Source organism: Micromonospora sp. NPDC050980 (genome assembly GCF_040653835.1).
GTDB lineage: Bacteria > Actinomycetota > Actinomycetes > Mycobacteriales > Micromonosporaceae > Micromonospora.
The window spans coordinates 1-20,633 of record NZ_JBFAGS010000026.1; the positions used below are offsets into that span (position 1 = coordinate 1).

Annotated in this window: 17 protein-coding genes; 5 read left to right on the forward strand and 12 right to left on the reverse strand. The window is 67.3% G+C overall.

Annotated elements, in window-relative coordinates; all coding sequences use genetic code 11:
• Nucleotides 1–258 precede the first annotated feature (258 nt).
• Both AB0H28_RS26420 and AB0H28_RS26425 read left to right on the forward strand, forming a co-directional pair.
• On the forward strand, nucleotides 259–1,344 hold the full coding sequence (locus tag AB0H28_RS26420; RefSeq protein WP_358045530.1) for a helix-turn-helix domain-containing protein: 1,086 nt from the start codon (nucleotides 259–261) through the stop codon (nucleotides 1,342–1,344).
• 9 nt (nucleotides 1,345–1,353) lie between these two features.
• Nucleotides 1,354–2,271, forward strand: a complete 918-nt coding sequence (locus AB0H28_RS26425; RefSeq protein WP_358045533.1) for a hypothetical protein — start codon at nucleotides 1,354–1,356, stop codon at nucleotides 2,269–2,271.
• A gap of 66 nt (nucleotides 2,272–2,337) precedes the next feature.
• Here AB0H28_RS26425 and AB0H28_RS26430 read toward each other — a convergent pair whose 3' ends face one another.
• From AB0H28_RS26430 to AB0H28_RS26450, 5 genes are all read right to left on the reverse strand, one after another.
• Complete coding sequence (locus AB0H28_RS26430; protein ID WP_358045535.1) at nucleotides 2,338–2,817, reverse strand: hypothetical protein; 480 nt, start codon at nucleotides 2,815–2,817, stop codon at nucleotides 2,338–2,340.
• Between the two features lie 124 nt (nucleotides 2,818–2,941).
• Nucleotides 2,942–5,647, reverse strand: coding sequence for a DUF3962 domain-containing protein (locus AB0H28_RS26435; protein ID WP_358045538.1), 2,706 nt, complete (start codon nucleotides 5,645–5,647; stop codon nucleotides 2,942–2,944).
• Nucleotides 5,635–9,033, reverse strand: coding sequence for a signal recognition particle (locus AB0H28_RS26440; protein WP_358045541.1), 3,399 nt, complete (start codon nucleotides 9,031–9,033; stop codon nucleotides 5,635–5,637). Before AB0H28_RS26440 ends, AB0H28_RS26435 begins: the two co-directional genes overlap by 13 nt.
• On the reverse strand, nucleotides 9,026–10,066 hold the full coding sequence (locus tag AB0H28_RS26445; protein ID WP_358045544.1) for a hypothetical protein: 1,041 nt from the start codon (nucleotides 10,064–10,066) through the stop codon (nucleotides 9,026–9,028). The genes AB0H28_RS26440 and AB0H28_RS26445 overlap by 8 nt, the downstream gene beginning before the upstream one ends.
• Nucleotides 10,063–11,679 (reverse strand): PD-(D/E)XK nuclease family protein, encoded by a 1,617-nt coding sequence (locus AB0H28_RS26450; RefSeq protein WP_358045547.1) that lies wholly within the window; start codon nucleotides 11,677–11,679, stop codon nucleotides 10,063–10,065. Before AB0H28_RS26450 ends, AB0H28_RS26445 begins: the two co-directional genes overlap by 4 nt.
• On the opposite strand from AB0H28_RS26450, the gene AB0H28_RS26455 reads away from it, so the two are divergent.
• Complete coding sequence (locus AB0H28_RS26455; protein WP_358045550.1) at nucleotides 11,678–12,595, forward strand: serine/threonine-protein kinase; 918 nt, start codon at nucleotides 11,678–11,680, stop codon at nucleotides 12,593–12,595. The genes AB0H28_RS26450 and AB0H28_RS26455 overlap by 2 nt on opposite strands.
• Nucleotides 12,596–12,609: 14 nt before the next feature.
• On the opposite strand, the gene AB0H28_RS26460 is transcribed toward AB0H28_RS26455, so the two are convergent.
• Both AB0H28_RS26460 and AB0H28_RS26465 read right to left on the reverse strand, forming a co-directional pair.
• Nucleotides 12,610–15,315: a tetratricopeptide repeat protein gene (locus AB0H28_RS26460; protein ID WP_358045553.1), complete on the reverse strand. Its 2,706-nt coding sequence runs from the start codon at nucleotides 15,313–15,315 to the stop codon at nucleotides 12,610–12,612.
• Nucleotides 15,316–16,048: 733 nt separating this feature from the next.
• Nucleotides 16,049–16,708 (reverse strand): site-specific integrase, encoded by a 660-nt coding sequence (locus AB0H28_RS26465; protein WP_358045556.1) that lies wholly within the window; start codon nucleotides 16,706–16,708, stop codon nucleotides 16,049–16,051.
• Between the two features lie 96 nt (nucleotides 16,709–16,804).
• Between AB0H28_RS26465 and AB0H28_RS26470 the strand changes: the two genes are divergently transcribed.
• Nucleotides 16,805–17,047, forward strand: coding sequence for a hypothetical protein (locus AB0H28_RS26470; protein WP_358045559.1), 243 nt, complete (start codon nucleotides 16,805–16,807; stop codon nucleotides 17,045–17,047).
• Nucleotides 17,048–17,192: 145 nt separating this feature from the next.
• On the opposite strand, the gene AB0H28_RS26475 is transcribed toward AB0H28_RS26470, so the two are convergent.
• Both AB0H28_RS26475 and AB0H28_RS26480 read right to left on the reverse strand, forming a co-directional pair.
• Nucleotides 17,193–17,603, reverse strand: a complete 411-nt coding sequence (locus tag AB0H28_RS26475) for a PIN domain nuclease (RefSeq protein WP_358045562.1) — start codon at nucleotides 17,601–17,603, stop codon at nucleotides 17,193–17,195.
• Entirely contained in the window at nucleotides 17,600–17,824 is a 225-nt protein-coding gene (locus AB0H28_RS26480) for a hypothetical protein (protein WP_358045565.1), read from the reverse strand. Before AB0H28_RS26480 ends, AB0H28_RS26475 begins: the two co-directional genes overlap by 4 nt.
• 150 nt (nucleotides 17,825–17,974) lie before the next feature.
• Here AB0H28_RS26480 and AB0H28_RS26485 point away from each other — a divergent pair, with 150 nt between their 5' ends.
• Nucleotides 17,975–18,286, forward strand: coding sequence for a hypothetical protein (locus tag AB0H28_RS26485; RefSeq protein ID WP_358045568.1), 312 nt, complete (start codon nucleotides 17,975–17,977; stop codon nucleotides 18,284–18,286).
• 241 nt (nucleotides 18,287–18,527) lie between these two features.
• On the opposite strand, the gene AB0H28_RS26490 is transcribed toward AB0H28_RS26485, so the two are convergent.
• Genes AB0H28_RS26490 through AB0H28_RS26500 form a run of 3 tightly spaced genes read right to left on the reverse strand, consistent with a single transcriptional unit; the run spans nucleotide 18,528 to nucleotide 20,373 of the window.
• Nucleotides 18,528–19,052 carry a hypothetical protein gene (locus tag AB0H28_RS26490; RefSeq protein ID WP_358045571.1) on the reverse strand — a complete coding sequence of 175 codons (525 nt, stop codon included), beginning with the start codon at nucleotides 19,050–19,052 and terminating at the stop codon, nucleotides 18,528–18,530.
• 53 nt (nucleotides 19,053–19,105) lie between these two features.
• Nucleotides 19,106–19,933 (reverse strand): AAA family ATPase, encoded by an 828-nt coding sequence (locus tag AB0H28_RS26495; RefSeq protein ID WP_358045574.1) that lies wholly within the window; start codon nucleotides 19,931–19,933, stop codon nucleotides 19,106–19,108.
• Nucleotides 19,930–20,373 (reverse strand): hypothetical protein, encoded by a 444-nt coding sequence (locus AB0H28_RS26500; protein WP_358045576.1) that lies wholly within the window; start codon nucleotides 20,371–20,373, stop codon nucleotides 19,930–19,932. The genes AB0H28_RS26495 and AB0H28_RS26500 overlap by 4 nt, the downstream gene beginning before the upstream one ends.
• Nucleotides 20,374–20,633 lie beyond the last annotated feature (260 nt).

Here is a 20,633-nt window from a genome sequence, read left to right on the forward strand (position 1 = left end):
CCGCCCAGTCCTCCACGCTCAGCACCTCCCGATGCTTCAGGAGGTGGTCCCGATTCAGCCGGAACCACATGGTCAGTTTTCAGGCGGAACCGACATCGCCGCCTCCCGACTACGCCGTCGCACCCTGAACGCCCACCGGTGCAGGACCTTACCACGCTAGTTGTCCGTTTCACCCGAGTTGCGCTGCCACAAGATTTAACTGGAGTCGCGCGTTTGCCCATGGCTGCTAAACTCTAGATTTGTGGCAAACTTTGACGCATGAACGGCCCCACTGAGCAGGAATTGCTGACCGCCGCGTTCGACCAGTTCACCGAGCTGATCACGGACGACGACATGAAGGTTAACCGCCGGACCTTCGAGGACGGCGACGCAGGACACGACGCCATGTGGGAGATCCAGGCGGCGAACTACCACTGCACGCTCATCGTCCAGGCGTTCAGGCGCTTCATCCCGCGCGATGTTGACCGTGTGCTAGGCGGGAACCATCGGCTCATGCGCCGGGTCGTCCGAGAACCGATCATCGTCGTCGCGCCCTGGCTCAGCCCGCGTTCAAGGGAAGTGCTCCGCGAGCGGGACATCAACTACATCGACCTCACCGGCAATGTGCTAGTCCGGATCCCGCGGCCAGCGATTCACATCAGGCTCGATGGCGCCCAGCAGGACCCGAACCCGCCGGCGAAGCCGCCCGTCCGGCTCAAAGGTCCCGGCAGCAACGCTCTGGTGCGCGTGCTCACCGACTTCGCACCGCCGTATCGGCTCGTGGATCTCGCTGCGGCCAGTGGCCTCAGCAACGCGTACGTCTCGCGCACTCTGACCGCACTCGTCGACGACCGCCTGGTCGAGCGCGACCCGGGCAGCAAGGCTGTCACCCGCGTCGACTGGCGAGAACTGCTGCGTGCCCGAGCGCAGCACTACAACCTGCTCAAGAGCAACCGTAGCCAGACCTATATCGCACGAACCGGCGTCCCATCGCTGCTGCGGAGGCTCAGCAACGATGACCAGGCCGTCATCACCGGCAGCTATGCCGCAAACGAGTACGTGCAGATTGCCGCCCCGACGCAGCTCGCCCTCTACGTCCCCGACATCGCCGCGACCGCCTCCCGGTTTGAGCTCATGCCCACACAGCAGGGCGCCAACGTCATCCTGCTCACCGCAGCCGACGCATCTCAACTGGCCCGTTCACGCATGGCCGAAGACGGTACATTCCACGTTGGACTATCGCAGCTCGTCTTGGATTGCCTGGCGGGCAACGGCCGTCTCCCAGAGGAGGGCGAGGCACTACTGGACTGGATGTCGGGCGATCCCGCGGCCTGGCGCCAAGACCATCTGCCCAAGCCGGTGTAGCGTCGGTGGGTGACCGCGCCCGATCCCCTCGTGTACGTGGCTGCCCGCCGCGTCCTCCTCAACGCCCTGGACGCTCTTGGCGAGCACCGCGCCGCCGTTGTACTGGTGGGCGCGCAGGCGATCTACCTGCAGGCGGGCGAGGCGGACCTGGAGGTCAGCGTCGCCCCGTTCACCGCCGACGCTGACCTGAGCATCGATCCGGCCAGGCTCGGCCCCGACCCGCGCATCGCCGAAGCGATGACCGAAGCAGGCTTCACCCTCAAGGTGAAGACCGACAACGGCGGCATCGAACCGGGCACGTGGCTGGCACCCGCAAAGATCGAAAAAGAGACCGTGTTCGTCCCCGTCGACCTCCTCGTTCCCGAAGCGCTCGCACCCGGACGAGGCAAACGCGACGCCCGGCTGCCCGACCACGGAAAGAACGCCACCCGCTGGACGCCAGGACTCGAAGCGACCATCGTCGACAACACTGAGATGACGGTCGGCAGCCTCGAACCAGACCTCGACACCCGGCAAGCCACGATCAGAGTGGCGGGCCCCGCAGCTCTTCTGGTCGCCAAGAGCCACAAGATCGCTGACCGGCTGACTGACGGCGACCGCGGTCGCGCGCATCGCGTCAAGCCCAAGGACTGCGCCGATGTCATCCGGCTGATGCGGGCTCCCACACCGCCGGACGCCGTCGGCACCCGTCTGGCCGAACTCGCCATGAACCCCATATGTGGCGCCAGCGTCACCGCCGGCGTCGACCGCTTAGTCGCGCAGTTCAGCGGGCCAAGCAGCCCTGGCGTCGATCTCGCAGTCACGGCGCTAGCCGGAGCGCTTCCCGAGGAATTGCTGCGTGGGCTAGCCCCCATCTACGTTGAGACGATGCTCCGCGCCTATCGGCAGCGTTCTTTAGAATCTTGCTCCCAGGTATCGAGTAGTTGATCAAAGCATCCAGTTCGGGCCCCGGTCGGTGCCGATGGGGCTCCCGCTGCGGCGATGGTCTTCGGATTAGAAGGTTAGGGGTTCGAGTCCCTTCGGGCGCACCGAACGTGACCAGGGAAGATAGCTGACCGGCTGGGGCTGGCCCGGGTTCGGCGGCGAGTGCTGCGGACAGTGCTGTGGTGAAAGCGCCTTGGACATCTCGGCCAGTTCCCGGGTCGGCATCAACGAAGCCCGCCGGTTCTTCTCGATAAGCGTCGCCGAAGTCGTGTCGACCAGCCGTAATGTCATGGTTGGCTTGTTGCAGCCAGGGCCACCGGTTACCACCATATGCCGATGCCGCGCCAGCGCGGACTCCACCGACTCCACCAGCGCACCGGGGTCCGCGTCTCGCTGGGACGAGCCATCTGGCATGGGTGGCTGCCGGACGTATGCGTCGGCGAGGTCGACCTGTGCGGTGCGGGACAGCCGGTAGGGGAAGCTGCGGCCGGCAGCCACCTGGGCGCGCAACAGTGCGGCGGCACTCGCGCCCTCCACGCTGCTGATCATTCGCGGGAGCTCCGGCAGCGGGAAGACCACGACCGCCCGCGGGGTACGCCACCGCTTCGAACGCGGTGCGGCGCGGCACCTTTCCGTATAGGGAGGTGCCGCGTCGCGTCGCGATCGGTGAGTCTCAGTCCTTTAGCGCCTCGGGCACGACCGGTAGGACGTACTCCTCGGCAAGCTTCGCCAGGTGCAGTGGAAGGGGCCGCGCTAGCGGCGGGTAGTCGTCGTGGAAGCGGAGTTGGTGGGTGAGGGCCGCCCAGGTCGCGGGCGAGTCCGGCTTGCCGTCCACGACGCCGGCGTCGGCCAGCACCTTCTCTGAGAGGCAGCCGAGGACGACGAGTTCGAGGTACTGGGGGTTCCGCCCGACCACAGACGGACCCTTTGGCCATGATGGGTGCGGGCCGAGCTTCATCAGCCCCTTGTGAACCTTTCCCGCGCTCGCCGGCTTGTCGGTGATGCTGACGAAGACCCGGTTCCCGGCCGCCGCGTCCTCCGCAGCCCAGAGTCCGCTGGCCAGGCCGGCCACCGCGTCGTCCGCCGCCGGCGCGTACCACTGGGGCGTCTCCTCCCGTCCCGCGCCGTCGCGGGTAAGGACGAAGCGGAGATCGGGACCATAGGCGGCCAGCCGTTGTGGTTCGTCGGCGGAGAAGCCGATTCTGTCGACGGTGAGTGAGGGGTTGCGGAGCCACCGCCAGGCGCTGCGGAGGTTGCCCGCGTTCGCCAGCAGTAGCGTCGGTCGGTGGCGAGCCTGGTAGAGGACGGAACGGATCTGCCGCTCGATGTCCTCGCGTTGTTCGTCCGGGGAGAGGGCCTGCGGCTTGGCGTGTTCGTCGCTCTCCGTGTCCCGAACTTCGACCGACTCCACCCGCTGAGCGAGTCGCAGCAGCAGCACGGGGTAAGGTACCCACTCCCGGCTTAATTCGTCCCACCCGCAGACACGGTGGTGGTCGTCGTGCGGCCGGATCAGCAGCGCTACCAGCTTCTGCCCCGCCCGCCTGGTCGGCCCGTTGGCGCGTCGGCGCACTACCCACAGCGCCAGGTACTGGACGGCCTGCGGCACCCCGTCGCTGACTCGAGGGCTGGGGATGGTCGTCGCGCCGAGCTGCCGCAGGCCGTCCAGCCATGCGGCACGCGCCCGCATGCTGACGTCAGCCGTGGCGTCGGTCGGCACGGTGATGAACTGGCTGAGTCGGCCGGTGTCGGCAAGGCCCAAGCGGACCGCGAACTTGGGGTCAGAGTCCTGAGCGGTGAACCGCTGCTCCCCACCGATCTCGACGATGGCGAGCCCAGGTGGCCCGGACCGTTGGCGCAGCCGCGCCGCGACAGCGACCCGGCGCGCGCGAAGTGCCTCGTCGAAGGCGCCGGACCGCGTCACTCCCGCCCGCCGGGAGACGTCGAGCGGCGCCCCGAGCGCCCCGAGCTCAGCGGTACGCACGCACACCCGTAGGCCATCAAACCGCCACTCCTGGTCCGGCTGAGTGCTGGCAACGTCGGTCGGAAAGCCGAGCAACTCGGCGAGTTCGGACAGGAGCGCGTGCCGGGTCTCCGGGAACTGCCAGAGGAGATCCACACCTAGGGGCTCGTCGGCGAGGCTTGTCTTCAGTGCCTCGCGGCGGGCGGCGACGGCTTTCCGCACCGCCTCGGCGTGACCGGCCGGATTGGTCTTCGCGGCAGGCTTGGAGATCAGGGTGGGCTTGTTGGCCTCGCGAACCCTGTGCAGTTCGGGTGCCCGGCGGAACAGTGGCCGAAGCCCTTCCTCGACCCACCCGTCGATGAGTGACCGCTCGCCGGAGAGCAGCCCGGTCTCAACCCCGTGGGTCCCGTACCGGTTCTGGTGCACGATCCCAGCCGAGATCCCGCCCCGGCCTTTTATCCAGGTCGGGGCCTGCGCGACTACCTCGTCCGCCCTCGGATAGGTCCGGACGATGTCAAGGTCGGGCAGAAGACCTGCCACACTGTGGTCCCGCCAGTCGATGCGCCGCCGGTCCCGGCTCCACCCCACGCGGTTGGCAATCAGCCGAGACGTTCCCTTCTCGGTGAGGTCGGACCAGGGAAGCGGAACATCGAGGAGGACCCGAGCCGTCTGGTTGTGCGACATATCCGTCCCGGAGGTCATCCACCGGCGAATCCCGGACGACACATGCACCCGGTACGTCGGCACGAACGGCACGGTCTGCACCGTGATGGTCAGGACGGCTGAGTAGAACCAGGTGCGACGGTTCGTCACGAATTCCTGCGGTGGCCACGACACCAACTCGGCCCCCTGCTCCCGGTCGACCACCCGGAACCACAGGTCGCGCCCGACGCCGGGTAGGCGCAGCGGGCGTGCCGCGAGCCGGGCCGCCAGGATCTCCGGCACCAGTGCGTATAACTGACGCGAGGGATCCGCCGTGCCTTCCGGCGAGGGCTGGACGGTGGTCAGGTCGACCTGCGCCACGTCCCACTCGGGGATGCCCTTGTGGGCCGTCTCCACGACGTCGGCCAGGCGCTGCTGGTGCTCATCGGGAATCGGAAAGCCTGTGACCCAGGAGGAGATCACGGGCCGGATCACGTCGGCGGGTACCGGCTCGCGCGCGTAAATCCACGGCACTGTGGCGTCGCTTCCAGCACCGCGCCCGGTCGCCGTCACGCCCGGGGCAACCGCGCGGAACAGCCCGTTGAGTTGGCGCAACGGCAGTCCGACATGGTTCTGCCTGCGCTTCCAGCCGAGGCGATACACCTCTTCGAGGCCTGTGCGCCAGCGCTCGACGAACCGGATGACGTGGTACTGCTCCAGCCAGGGGCCGGCCGCGGGATCGGGCTCGTAGGCGGTGGGGCGAATCAGCGTATACACGTTTCGTTCTTCTCCTCAGTTGGCGGGAGGAACCGGTCAAGGGCGTCCCAGAGAGGCCGGTACAGCGACTGGACAATGTCCCGGTCGAGCGGTGAGACCTCGCTGTCCGTAAGGAAGTACGGCGCCAGCACCTCGGCGATGCTGTACAAGAGGCTGGTTTCGGCAGTGTCCGGAAGCTTTGTCCCACCCCCCAGGTTCGGCATGAACGCGGCGTCGACGAAGACCACTCGGGCGTGCACGCCGCCGCGGACGAGGCGGCCGATGACCTGCCAGATCAGTACGAGCATGTCCCAGGTGACCGCCGGCCGGTCCTCCTTGAGTCGGCTCCACGCCAGGGAACGACGTAGCACCCGGTACCACGTCTGCCTTGCCTGTCGGCGTACCTCCCGCGCTCCGGCGCTAAGCGTGGCGGCGCTGCGTACCCAGTCGTCGAACTCGCCGGAGTCGATCGACCTGATCATCCAGTCGTTGACGGCGTGGACCGCGAGGCCGATGTCGTCCGGACGCGGATTCGGCCGCGCGAGGAAGTAGACGGTGCCGATCGCGGCCTGGCCGTCGCTGTTCAGGATGTTGTGTCCCCGTTCAACGGCGAGCAACGGTGCGACGAGGACCTCCGCGGATGTGTTTCTCAGGGTGTCCACGTCGCCACGACGCAGAATCCCGGCGTGTTGCTCGTCGTCGTCGAAGGGGTCCGTGTCGAACTCTTCATCGAAGTCGTCGGCCACCAGGCGCAGCACCCGGCCCCGCCACCGGTTTCCGAGGGTGTGCAGGGTGTCGGCGACGGCCCCGGCCTCGTCGTAACTGCCAACCAGGAGCAGCAGGTGACGGCGAGCCTCCGGTAGCCTCAGCAACTCCTTCTCCAGCATGCTGGCTTCCCCGTCTTGCGTCTCACCGAGCCGGAGCGCCATCTGAGTGAGAATCTGTGTTCGCGCCTCCGGTCTCGCGCCGGACACGCGGAGCTGCGGAGCGTCCTCCCCGAGCAGCTCAAGCCGGATCTCCGTGCCGGCCACCAGGGCCTCGAACTCTTCGGGGTCCGGCTTGAGGAGCACGCCGACCGGAAATCGGAGGTGGTAACGACTGGATTTCCCGGCCCAGCTACTGCCGGACATGAGGAGTACGTTCGTCGGCGGCCTGCCGTCGGCCAGTGGGATGTCGGGCATCGCGTGCAGCAGTTCCCGGCCAATGCCGTTGCACCGGAAGTACCGGAGCTCGCCGCTGCGGACACCGCCCGAGTCCGGGCCGTTCACCAGGAACTGGAAGCCGAGAACATTGCCCATGGGCGCTTCCGGAATGACCGGCCCGTAGGACAAGGGGCTGCGATACATCTCGTTGAAGCCGAGCTTCAGTGTCGCCTCAACGCGAGGCCACATGGCGTTCATCAGTGACAGCTTCGATTCCAGTGCGGCGAGCAGCAGCGTGAATTCGAAGCGGCGTGTCCATTCGGACAACCAGTCGTCCGGGCTCTGCGGCGGCTTCGCCCTCTTCCGGCGCGGCGCTTCAGACGCCTTCTCGAAAACGCACTGCTTGTCGGCGAGGAATGGCGGCAGGTTGAACAGATCGACCACGAACGCGACGAGCCGCAGGCGGGTGTGTTCCTGGTAGCTCGTGTGCAGCAGCTCGGTGACCAGGTCGACCAAGCCTCTGCGCAACTCCGGACGCCGGTCTCCGAGCGGGTTGTCCCGGAACTCGTCGAGCCGTTGCTCAAGCTCCACGCGGTCCGGCTCGCCAGCCTCCGGGTAGCGTTCGTCGAGGAGTTGGAGCTGGAGTGTCCAGGCGTTGAAGTATCCGATCCGCACCCAGGTGCGTAGTGCGTGGTCACCAACCAGCATCGCGTACAGGCGATCCGTCGCTGCCGTGATCGTGTTGACGGCGGCGTTCCAGACCTCGACGTCGCGGTTCGAAAGTTGCAGACGCTCTCCGTCGGCCAGCTCACGGATCTTGTGAGCGTTGAGCTCGTCGAGCAGGGAACGGTCACCTACTCCGGCGACCAGTTTCGTAGCCGGCGCGAACATCCGGTCCAGCTGCATCTGGACCCGGTCCGCCTCGTCCACGATGACGAGGTCACTACGTCGGCAGGCTAACTCGAGGTAGTGCAGGTGCTCGGCGTTCTGCACGCGGGGTACCGCAGCGTCGATCAGACTCGGCGGCGTGGCGACCCAGACGTGGGCGTCCACGAGTTCCCGGGCGCCATGGTGGCGGGGGCACCCCGACCAGTATGGGCAGGCATGCCTCTTCCCGGACCGGCCGCTCTCCTCTTCGCGTCGCTCTCGTCGGGACCGCCCCTGAAGCCGGGCGCACGGCGCGGCACCGTAGGGAAGTATGTCGTCATCCTCGGGGAGCAGCGCATTGATCGCACAGGACGTGCTCAGATAAGTGAAGCTCGGGTCGGTGTGACTCAGGATGTTCTGCTCTCCCCGGCTGGCCAACCGGCGGTGCAGCCGCTGCGCGTGCCGTTCCCGACCAGACGCGCCGATGATCGGGGCGGCAGTGCGACCCGCCGTCAGGTAGGTGTTGTAGAGGCTCACCAGTTTGAGCGACTCGGCCACGTCACCCACAACCACCGTGATGCAGAAACCGTGCCGGTTCACGAGGTACACGGTGATCACGTCGCGCAGCGTGCTCTTTCCGGCACCGACAATGCCGAGCAGGTGCTGCACCCCGGCGACGGAGAACTCCTCGTCCGGCGCGAATGCTCCACCGGAACTGGTGAACAGGTGCGTACGCGACAGCCTGTCCACCCAGTTCTGGGACAGAATTTCGTCCATCTCCGCTGCGGTCTCCAGCAGGTCCCGCCAGCGCAGGCAGATCGGCGCGCCACCACCTGCCGGAAGAAGGCCGAGGTCGTGTGCTGTCGGAGCCGGCATGTTCCCCGTTCCGGACAGCCGGATGGTCACCGAGTGGCGGCCGACGGGGAACTCGGCCGGGCCGTCTCCCGCCACCGGCATTTCCGTGCGCCTGAACGGTGGCGCACACCTCAGTAGGAGGTCGTAGGTGTCCCAGCGGTCCGGCGCGAAGGCAGACAGTCGCTCGGTCGCCGGGCGCGAGATGTCCGGCACGTCGTAGCCGCGTAGGGAGGGATCAGTCTGGTCGTACGAGCGCAGTGCCTCCTCCCAGGCGGTCTTGCGGCGAAGTGTCCAGAGGCTATAGCGGGCAACGCGGAGCATCTGCTCACCCTGTTGATCCGCGACCAGCCCCCGGGCGTGGGCGAAGGGGTAGCCGCTGAACAGCACCCAGGCGTCCGTGGCGGGGGATTCCGGGGCCAGGTGTTGCTGGAGACGAAGCCCCAGCTCCACCTCGCAGAGCCTGACCAACTCTCTCGACCGCAGCTCGCCCGCCTGGCGCAGTGCCTGGATGACCGGGGCGAACCCTTGCGCCGTGCTACGCATGCTGCGGTGCTCCTTCCGATGCGGCAGTTTGTGTGGTCACCACGACGTCGAGTTCCGGGGGCAGCGCGTCACGCACCGACTTCAGGAGTGCGGGGCGCGCCCGCGCCAGATGATCGGGGATAACGGCCAGCAGATCGGAGCGTCCGCTCAGCTGGGCGGCCAGCAGCAGTGGCTCCACCCTGTCGAACACCTGCACGTTGCTCCGGCCAAGGACTGGCTCGCTGAGCTGGTACGCGCCGAGCTCGCCGGGAAGAAGCGTTCCAGTCACGCCGCGCTCCGCGAGCCGTCGCATGACCGCTCGCTCCGTCCGCCCTGGCAGTGACAGAAACAGGCGCAGCGGGAAATCGAGCACCCGCACCTTGCCCTTCTTGTAATCCGGGCCCGGAGCCGGCCCCCGTTCGCAGATCTCGCCTTCGCACCAGGCGATGCGCCCGTGCTCCACGGTGGCGAGAAGACCGCACGTCGGGCAGGTGGTCAGTCCGCCGTGGGCGTAAGCCGATACCGGAGGTCGGTAAAGATCCTGTACGAGCTTCCAGATCTGGGGCTTCCAGGACGTGCCACGTGTGTCGTCATTGGTGATGGCGACCCGGTCGATCAGGAAGTCCCGGCATTGTGTGAAGAGCGCCGGCGTGGAGGCGGCCTGCGCGAACTCGTCCAGCTTGCGCACGACACTCTGTTCGGCGGAGTTGCCCGACCCGTATGCGGCGAGTTCCGCGCACGAGCGGGTCGGAAGGCGTCGCCGTAGATCGAGCAGGGTCACCTCGGCACTGAGGAACCCCGGCAGGGCGGAGGACGGCCAGCGGGCACCCAGGGGAGCAGTGCACCAGGCGATGAGTTCGGGGACGCTGGACGGTGGTGTGCGCCCCTCACGCAGGCAGGCGAGCACGATCCGGTCCAGCACGCGCTGTATCGACGGTGGATAGGGAAGGTCCAGTGAGCCCCGCCGGGCGGCATCGCCCAGATCGATGAGGCCGCGGGCGAGCTGCGGCAGAATTGTAAGATTAGCGCGCCCGTGCAGGTCCGCATGGATCACCGCGCCCGTCCCGGCATGATCGGCCCCGCCCCGGCGGGGGTGCCTGGGCCTGACGGGCACCAGCGGGCGACCTCGCACCGTGCGCACTGCGGGCCAGGGGACGGCAGGAACCGGTCGTCGGCGTGCCAGGCGCGGACGTGATCCGTGAGGGCACGGCTCGCGGCTGCGCGGACCTCGGCGGTGAACGGGTCGATGATGACCAAGTCCGGTCCGCCGGGACGCAGCGTCTCCAACTCGACCCGACCATGCCCGCCACCCAACCGTCCGGCACCGATCAGCGCTACGGCTAGGGCCAGCTGCGGGTATTCCACCAGCGGGTCGCGGTTCCGTCGGCGGTCGCTACCGACGGTCTTCGTCTCACGCCACACCCAGGCGCCGTGCTCCTTGTAGAGCAGGTCGGGCTTCACGAGGACGACGAGGTCGGCGTCGGCGTCGTCGAACACCAGGTCGGGTTCGACGCGTACGTGTGAGGCGTCGTGCACGTGCTGAAGCGGGCAGACCTCCGCGTGGTGCCGGATAAGCTTGCGGCCCAGTGCCAGATCCTCTTCCGACAGCCGACGGCCGTCGTTCTCCCACGTGCGCGGCACGTCGGTGGTGCAAGGCGCGGTGGGCAGGGCGGCGTGCCGGCCTTCGAGGTACGCGTGCACCGCGCGGCCACGCTCGGCCGCCGGACCGTACTCGATGTCGGTGTCGATCGGCAGCCACTGGCGTCGCAGGTACTCCCGGGCCGGGCAGTCGCGGTACTGGCGGGCGTTGGTAGCCGACCAGGTGCGGCGCGGCCGGCTTCGATCCGCGATCCCCAGCAGGCCCGGTGCCCGAAGTAGCGCCGGGCAGCGGGGCGCGAGCGCGCAGCCGGCACAGGTGCCTCCGGGTCGGTACTCGACGTTGTCGACCAGCTCACCCAACGTGGCCTTTCCCTGGGCTTGGTAAAGCCTGAGAGCCGACTCGACGTTGTCGTCGAAAAGCGTCTCCACTGCGCCGTCGACAAGTGCGACCTGCAGGATGCGGACGCGTTCCGGAGGCGGGCCGGGTTCACCGGCGGCGACGACCAGGGCCGCCACGGATATCTCGGCAACCGTCCGCTTTCCGGCCCCCAGGCGATTCTTGATGAGGCGCAGCTCCCGCATCCGCCCATCGGCTGAGGCGTAGCAGCGCCCCCATGCCGTGATCGCATAATCGGTGGCACCGCGATCGTCGCGCCGTGACAGGTGCCGTCGGTACTCCCACTTCTGCAGCACCGGGACCATGGCGTCGTCCGTTTGGCCGAAGGCTCGCAGGTAGGTGCGGACCGCGTGGGCCGTCCACGCGCGGACGCCCTCGTGAACGGGCCGGTTCCGCCCTGCGGCAATTCGCCGGTCCAGCTCCCGGAACGCCTCGTCGACGTCGACTCCCTCGCCCTCGACCATGTCGAGGATCGCCATGAACGGTCCCTGGGCGAAGCTCTCCAGTGCCTCGACCTTGCGCCTCGCCGAACCGGCGGCTGACCGGACTCGGCGTGCCGCCATGGCATCATGGGCGGGACATCGGTGGGCACTCGAGGCCAACATGCTCAGCGATACTTTGATGCCGGCGGTCGCGGCGGTCGGGATTCCTGACATCTGCACGTGACTCATGTCGTTCTCATTCCTCACAGGGGTGTCAGTGCTTCGGGGTGGCGTTGTCATCGACGACCGGTTCCGCGTCGTCCGTCTGGCGGGCGAGGGTGCTTCGGCCGAGGTCTATCGGGCTTGGGACATGGAAAGCGAGCGAGAGGTGGCAATTAAGCTCCAGCCGCCCCGCGGGTTCGAGTCAACCGCCACCTTCGCGCGGGGTGGCGAACTGATCGTCGACGAGGGCGGCCTCGGCGATACGTTGCGTGGCATTCCAGGGGTGCCGGCCCACATCCGACGCGGGTCGCATGGGGAGAGGGCCTACCTGGCGATGGATTTCGTCGACGGAATCCTGCTGCGCGAGCTGATCGAGCGGAGTCGACCGCTCTACACGGAGACCGTTGTCTCGGTGCTCGCGCAGCTCTGCGAGATCCTTTCCGAGGTTCACGGCCGGGGGATCGTGCACCACGACATAAAGCCCGACAACATCATGGTCGGCCACGACGGACGGATCTGGCTGTTCGACTTCGGCATCGTCTCGACCTGTGAGGACGAGGAGTACACCGGTTGTGGCACGCCGGGCTACGCCGCGCCGGAGCAGTATCACCGGCAGCACCACCAGCCCCAGGTCGATGTCTACAGTCTCGGCGCAATGCTGTTCGAAATGAGCGCGCTGCGGTTGCCCTACCAGGAACACAGCGGGCGGCCGGAGGAGCAGACCGAACAGTTCCCGCCGGGCTCGTTGACCGGGATGCCGGCCGTGCTGCGGACGCTGGGCACGGCCATGGTCGCCTTCGATCCGGCAGACCGTCCCAAGTCGGTGTCCGACATCCTGGCCAGGCTGCGGCCGTTGCTTCCCACTTCCGGCACCCCACCGCACCCGAAGGCGCCCCGGCCCGACCCCGCCGCCTGGTACCGCGTGCCGTCGGATACACGCTGAGCGCCGTCCCAGCCTCATCGCGGCGACTCCGAGAGGGCGGCGAGCCGGGACTCTGCCTCGTCGGCGGCGACCGGGTCCAGTTCTCGAAGGAGGTCAACCGCCTCCCGAAGCGCGGTGCGGGCCTCCGGGACACGGTTTAACGTGTTCAGCACCTCGGACATCTCCAGAAGCGCCGTCGCCTCCCGGCGGGGATACGTCAACTGGGCGTACCGGTCGGCAGCCGACGCAAAGCTGTCCAGCGCGAAGTGCCCGTCCCGGCGGGCGGTGTGCACGCGCCCGAGATCCATGAAGGTGCTCGCCTGGCTGTTGACGTCGGCGGTCGTCAGGAAGAGCCGCAGTGCCTCCTGGCCGCGCCGCAGTGCGCCCTCGTGGTCACCGAGGTCGAACCGCACCGTGCCGAGTCCCCGGAGGGTGCCGGCTTCGCCCAGGACGTCGCCGAGCCGGCGATATGCAGACAGCGCCAACTCGAACAACTCGGTTGCCGTCTGCGGCTCGCCGCTCTCCCGATGCAGCAGTCCGAGCGAGTGCCGGCTGTGAGCGACGCTGAGCGGGTGGCCCGCTGCCTCACTGAGCGAGATCGCTCGCCGCAGGTCAGCCTTCGCGTTCTCCAGGTCGCCGAGCCCACGGCGGGAGCCGGCCAACATGCGGTACACCATGGCCTGGTCGGCAGGGCCGGCGACGCGGCCGGCAGCGACCGCCGCGTACGACAGGTAGCGCTCGGCGTCGGCGTACCGGTGGGTGCGCCACTGGTAGGTCACCAGCGACATGCTCAACAGCCACGTGTACCGGTCCTCCTGCCGGGCATGGGCCCGCCTGATCGCCGCCGTGACGGTGGCATATTCCGCGTGCAGCCAAGCCATCGCCTCTCGCGAAGAGGCCGGCGCGACGACATCGATGTCGTCCGGACCGGCGATGGGCAGCCCGCGATCCGGGGCGAGCACCCGGTCGCAGGCCCAGGTGTTGCGCAGGAGGAAATCCGAGACCCGGCGGTCGACGCGGTCGTAGTCCTCCGGCCGCATCGCGGCGGTTAGGTCGGCGGCGAAGATCCGTACGAGGTCATGGAAGGCAAACCGGCCGACCGCCGGCTCATCCAGCAGGCTGGCCTCGATCAACTCGTCGATCGCCACGGCCGGCGTGTCTTCGGCGAGAGAGCCGACTGCCCGACGGCTGATGGTGGGGCCGGGGTGGACCGCGAGCCGGGCGAAGAGCTCGGCCGCCGGTGCGCTGAGCGTGCCGTAGGAGCTGCTTAGGGCCGCCCGCACGTTCAGCTCGGCGGATCGGTGTCCGAGCGAGTCCAGGCGTGTCCCCTCTTCCCGCAGCGCCGCCGTGATCTCCTCGAGGGCCTCGGGGGGTCTCGAGCGGGCCTGGGCCGCGACGATCGAGAGTGCGAGCGGTAGTCCGCCGCACAGCGCGACGATCTCGCTGACGTGCTCGGCACCGGCCCGCATCCGCGCGGCACCGAGTTTGCTGGTCAGCAGGGCGACCGCGTCCTCGTGACCGAGCGGGCCGAGCCTGACCTCATGGGCGTGCTCGCGGACGATCATCTGCATGAGACGGTCCCGGCTCGTCACGATGGCTACCGACGAGCCGGTGCCGGGCAGCAGCGGCCGCACCTGATGGACGTCACGGGCGTTGTCGAGCAGCACGATGGTCTTGCGGCGCGCGAGCTCCGTGCGGTATTCCGTGCTCATCCCATCGACAGTTGGGGTGCGGGGCCGGACGCCGAGGTCGTTGAGGATCCGGGCCAGGAGCTGGGCCGGCTGCTCCGGAGACCCGTTGGCCGTGTAGCCGTTGAGATCCACGTAGAGCGTGCCGTCTGGGAAGTCGCCCTCCACCGAAGCCGCCCAGTGTTGCGCGAGCTGCGTCTTCCCGACGCCGGCCATCCCGGTGACCACAGCCAGCCCGGTGTTCGCCGGGGCGTCCGCCAGCAACGCCTCCGACAAAGCGCTGAGCTCCGCCTGCCGTCCCGCAAGGGGTGCCCGGTGGGGCGGAAGCTGGCGCGGTACGCCAGGTTGCGCCGGCTTGGTGACGGAACGGCGGGTCAGCTGGTCGACGTACCTCTCCAGCTTGGCGTCCGGGGCACCGTGCAGTCTCGTCCACTCCTGGTATCGCTGGCGGACCCGCGACGGGCCGTCTGTGCTGGCAAGGAACCGTAGTTCGAGGCTGAGAAGCGGTTGATCCGCTGGCCACCGACGCAGTGCTGGCCGCAGCTCACGGTTGAAGCCCGACGTATCGACCTTCAACAGCTCATCGAGAAGGAGGAAGGTGGCGCGCAGGCGGCTCTGATCGAGGCGCTGCCTCTCGTCGCTCAGGTCCGCGCCAGTGATCTCGCCCAGAGGCTCGCCTCTCCATTCGGCGAGGGCGTCGCGCAAGGTGCCGATCCGGTCCGCGCCCTGCCGAAGTCGGGCCAGTTCGAGCTTGTCCTCGAATCGAAAGTAGTCAACAACAGTCCGGTCGACACGGAGGCTGCAATAGCGCCGCTCATTGCTGTCAGGCATGACGTCCGGGAAGTAACTGCGCAGCTTTCGGCAGCACGAACGCACCCTGGTCGGATTGTAGTCGCCCTTTGGCCAGAGGCGGTCCGCGATGTACTCGTGCGATGCGCGTTGCCCGGGCGCGAGCAGAAGGGTTGCCAGGAGGGCGCGGACCTGCATGGACCTGATCTGAATGCGTCGGTCGCCCTCGAAGGCGTGAAAGTCGCCCAAGAGCTCGAACTGCATGTTTCCCTCCCACCGGTTCATTGCGAGCAGGCACTCACGTCACTGCGCCAGGGAAGCTTCTCATCCCCTCTGGCTTACTGCTCACGCTGCGCTCACGCTCCGATTCGTCCGGGCCGGTCGCTGTGGCAGACTTTTGTCGGCAAAGATCACCACAAGCAGGGAACCCCCGTCTGAGGGGATCCTTGGCGCAGTTGCTCATGTCGGAGGAGTAGATCTTGGAAAAGTCTGTGTGCGGTGCCGTTCGGCCCGGCGATCCTGTCCGCCCGATGTCGGGCGGCGGGCCGGGGCGTACCTATCCGCCGCGCAAGCGACGCGGAGCGAGCAAGCCGCCTATCGCTCCCAAGGCACCGAAGCCCGGGACGCCGCGAAGTCTCGCGCGGCATCGGCGCTACCTCAGCCAGCGGTCCTGGCGGCAGGAGTAGTGAGCGGGGGAGGAGTGCCCTGAGACCAGCCTGGCGCCACTGCCAGCGAGGACATGTCTGAGCCACCCTTCGTCGCCCTGGGTGGCTCGGTGCTCGGAGGGCCTCGTCACGCCATATATGGCTGTAGAAGGACGTGGCCCGCTGTCGGTGGTTACCAGCCGTGATGGTGCTCCGTTGGTGCTCGGATGTTCGGCGTATGACCAGCACGGTTGGAACTAAACCAGCCCAACGCGGCCTGCGCGGCCGCTCCTCACCTTGGAAGATCTACGGATCAGAAGGTTTGGGGTTCGAGTCCCTTCGGGCGCACAAGATCATGAAGGGTCTGAACTGCGGAAACGCGGTTCAGGCCCTTTGTGCTGTCTGGCCCACCTGACGGTGGGTGTCAGGTGGGTGCGACGTGGGTGCAGCCCCGGAGACCGCGTTCTCGTGGGTTTGTTGGGACATGACCTGCGGCTTTGCGGCCTGCTTGCGCTTGGTTGGGCCGGAGCGCCTGTTTTCGGTCTCGCCGGGGCGGGGGCGCTCGTGGTGGGTTTGCGGTCGGGCCGGTTCTTCCGGGCGCTGGCTTTGATCTTCTTGCGGGCGCGGCGGGCGGCGTTGAGGACCAGTTGGGCGGGGGCGTCGGCGCAGCGGCGTTGGATCTGCGGTAGGACGCTGGTGTAGGTGTCGGCGGTGACCACGATGCTGGAGTGCCCGAGGAGGTCCTGCAGCGTTTTGAGGTCGGCGCCGGCTTCATGGGCGAGGGACGCGGCGCCGTGGCGCAGATCGTGCAGGCGTACCGGGGGCAGCCCGGCCCGGCGGACGAGGATCCGGAAGCGGGTGGTGGCGTAGTTCGGGTTGATCGGTTTGCCGTCTGGCCGGGTGAAGACGTCTGGTAGCGCCCTCCCGGGCGGGCGCTCGACGTCGGCGCGGATGAGGGAGCCGACGCGGCAGGCTGGCCATGCGTACGCTGCACCGCGAGGCCAACGACCCACGCCTTCGCGGATGAGAGCTACGACCTCGTCTCCCTGCAGTACGGCTCGTTCCAGCGCACCCCCGAGCAGCGCGGACTACGCAATGTCCTCGACGCCGTGGCCGTCGGCGGGATCCTGCTCGTCGTCGGCCACGACCTGACCTGGCTGCAGCAGCCGTCGGACCCCGGCGAGCAGACCCGCATGTACGACCCGCAGGCGCATGTCGGCATCGCCGAGATCGCCGCCGCCACCACGGCCTCGAAAGACTGGCGCGTCGACGTCAACGAGACCCGCCCGCGCCCACCGGGGCGAGCAGCACATACCACGTCGACGACGTCGTGCTGCGCGCCGTGCGACTGAACCACCGCAAGGAGCAGAGCCGGGTGACCACCACCGGCGGTGACCCGAGACGGACGAGAGCCGCTCAATCCCGCACCGGCGTGGCAGACCACGCCCCGGACAAGCCGGAATCGATCATGCTTGCGCCGAACGCGACGGGCCCTGCTCAGCCGGGCAGGGTTTCGATCGGCTGGCCGGTTAGCGCGGCGATGAGGTCGAAGTCCTTGTCGACGGCCAGGACGGTCAGCCCGGTCTTCTCGGCGGTCGCCGCGATCAGCAGGTCGGGGATTGACGGCGCGCGGTGCTGGCCGCGGTCGGCGAGCAGCATCTGCACTTCCAGCGCCCGGTCCTCGATGGCGGGTGTGAGGTGTTCTACCGGCATCAGGGACAGCGGTGGGGCGGCGAACTGCCGGCGTCCCGCTTCTCCGGAGCGCGCCGAGTAGCCGAGTTCGAAGCGCGTGATGGTGGAGAGTCGGACCAGCCCCCGGCTGATGCGTGCGCTCCACTGGTCACGGTTCGCCGTTTGGCCGAGTTGGAGCCGGACGTACGCGGACTTATCGATCAGCCAGCTGGTCACCGCCACGCGGCGTCCATGACCGTGGGGTCGGCGAGGTCGGCGAATGCCTCTGCGGACCGTTGCCAGTCCTCGGCGGTGACCGTCCGGTCGCCAGCGGGGATGATGTTCTCCTCGAACTTCCGGCGTAGGTACTCGTTGCGGGACAGCCCGAGGCTGGCGGCTGCCGCGTCGACGCGGTCGACCGCTTCTTGACTGAGATCGCGGATGAGGATGTTGGCCATATGACACCTCCACAGGCGGTGCTATCACGATATCACGCCGGCCCGACCAACGAGACTCCGTCGGCCTTGGCCCGCTCGACCAACTGCTGCGCGAACTCCACCTCAGCCGCCGTCAACTGCGGAAGCTGAACAGCGTTCTTCTTGTCTGCCATGACGTGGTCCTTCCCGGACAGGATCGACGTCCTGTCCGGGAAGGACCACACCCAGGTCAAACACGGAATCTACGCCTTCGACGGCTGCGAGCAGCGCAAGATCGGCATCACCGATATCCCCAAGGACCGGTTTGCGAAAGTCCGCCGGTTCGGGTGGAAGCCGATCGAAGTTTCGCAGGCATTGGGTGGGGTCGTCGCACGCGAACAGGAGCAGGCGTTCCTCAAGGTTCTGGTCGCCCGCGGCCTGCGCAACGGCCGCAAGCGAATGCACTCGACCCGCGAGGACGGCTACACCGAGACGTGGGACTAAACGAATCTACCCGTAGACTCTCTCGCGGGAGCCACGGCATTGTGTGCGGCGGTCGGCGCTGGGAAAATATAGACCACTCTCTATGGCATGGCCATGGTGGGGCGTCGGCCGCCCGCTCCAAAGGCCGCGGGCGGCCCGTCTCACAGCGCACGTGTAACCTCTAGCCATTATGTAACGACGCCAAAACCTGCTGGGCAGCGGTTGGCGCCGCCACGCCCGAGTCATCGAGATGCTCTGCCGCTCAGTCCAAGCGTTTATGGCCAAACACGACCGTGAGTTCGCTGAGCTGCCGTGGTCTGAAATCGATCACCGTGCCGCCCCGGATCTCGCGCAGCCTGGCTGTCTCCTTTTCTGAGAGGTCCTTGGTCCCGAACTCCTTGTCGAAGGCGTCGCCCATCCCACGGCGAGGGGTGAAGACCACCTGCCTGCGGGCAACCGGCAGTCTCGCGCAGGTGGCCTCGATGTACGCGTTGAGGTGGCCAAGAATCTTTGAAACCTGGCTCGTCAGCTCCCGACCAAGGTCGATCTCGAAGGTGTTTGTCTCTTGCGGGCTGAGCAGGGTGGCGGCATACCGTTCCCAGTCGATCTTGACCTGGAGGTAGCCCACTTCCGTGTCAGCGCCCGGCTCTTCCGGTTCGCCGTGCAGGACAACCTCGAACCCGGCCAAGAGCCGCTTGACGATCCCCTGTTCGATGATCACGAGGTTCCGTTCAGGAAGGCCGACCGAGGCGGCAAGCTTCCGTGCCACGCTGCCCAACAGTTGCACACGCGTCTTTGTAACGACCTCCACACTGACGCGGGCGCGGACCCCTCCCGTGCTCATCGACGTCTCCACCGGTAGTCTCCAGGACGACCGTCCGGACCATCCCGTTCTCTCAATGCCGCGACCAACTCGTCCACTGTGATTTTCGAGGTGGAGTTGAACGCCTCGCGTATGGCCACTGGATCGATATAGCCGGCAGCTTCAGCGGCCTCCATCGCCCGCCGGCCGACGCAGAAGTTCAGCGCGGCGGAGAAGGCCGAGATGGGTAGTTCTGAGAACGCCCGAGTGAGCTTCATAGCCTGCTTGAAATCCAAGGATGGCACGGTGCCGGCGAGAGCGGAATGGATCATGATGGCCCGCTCCTGCTCAGTCGGCCGCCAAGTGAAGATGTCGACCCGGCCCGGCCGCAGGAGCGGGCCGTGGACGACGGACATGTCGTTGCCCGTGACGATGAGCGGGATCCGCCGCGTCGTGTTCATCCCACACAGTGCGACATCGTCGGCAAGATTCATCAAGAACCCGGACAGCAGTTGCGAGTTCACCGTGTAGAAGCTTCTTTCCTGCCGGCCCGCCGGGCTCAGATCGAAGTCCTCCACGAGCAGCACTGGCAGGGCTTCGGGGAAGGTCTCGGCGCTTTCCGCGGCTCTGGCGTAGTAGTCCTTGAATCTTGACACCGACTCAGACTCGTACGTGCCGCTCAGTTCGGCCGAGGAAAACCTCATGACCGCGAAGTTGCTACCCCGCAACGTCTCATATGCCTGGAAAGACTTCCCGTCACCCGGGTGCCCCTGAATAAGCAGGATGAGTGGGTAGTTGCTGCTGCACGAAGCGGAGATGGCGTGGGTGAGGACCCGACGCTTAAACCGCTCTGGTATGGCGGTCATCGACCATCCTCTCGGGGGTGCTCGCGGACCGTCAACCGGTCGTCCTCAGTGGCTTCCAGCGCCGCCTCGGCGAGGAACTGCGCCAGCCGGTCCGAATCCGACAGCCCGTCGTACCGCGTGTCGCGAGGTGGTTCGGGGAGCGGTGACTCGGGTCGAGCAGCCCCGTCCTGTCCAGCAGAGTCCTCGCTGGCGACTGGAACACTCGTTGCCTGCGTCGGCTCGGCTGGACGGAGACCGATTTGACCGTCGTCGACGATCCCCGCGTCGTGACTCATCTCGAACGCGGGCGGCGTCACCAGCGGTGGCGGGGGGTTCTCCCAGCCCACGGGCGGAGTGTTGGCGCGATGCGCCCGGACACCCCGCTGAATGAACGCTGCGATGATGGCTCCGATAGCTCCGATAAAAGCAACGATAAGAGCCACGACGGTGGATTTGTCCATGCCCCTGCCCGAAACGGTCTAGCGCCGAATTTCGACTTCGTGGCAGTGTAGATCCCTCGCGCCCGGCTGGTACCAGCCGGACAGTCACCTACCGTTCGTACTATGCGGTGAAATGTAATGACTAAGTCGATCTCAAACCGCATGGATCCTGTGGGGGCTTGGCCGATCACGAAAAACAGCTCTCGGTCGATGATGTTCTTTTCTGGGGCAGGGCCTCAATAACCAAGCGCTGTTCTGGTGGCCGGTGTGCATGACTGCGG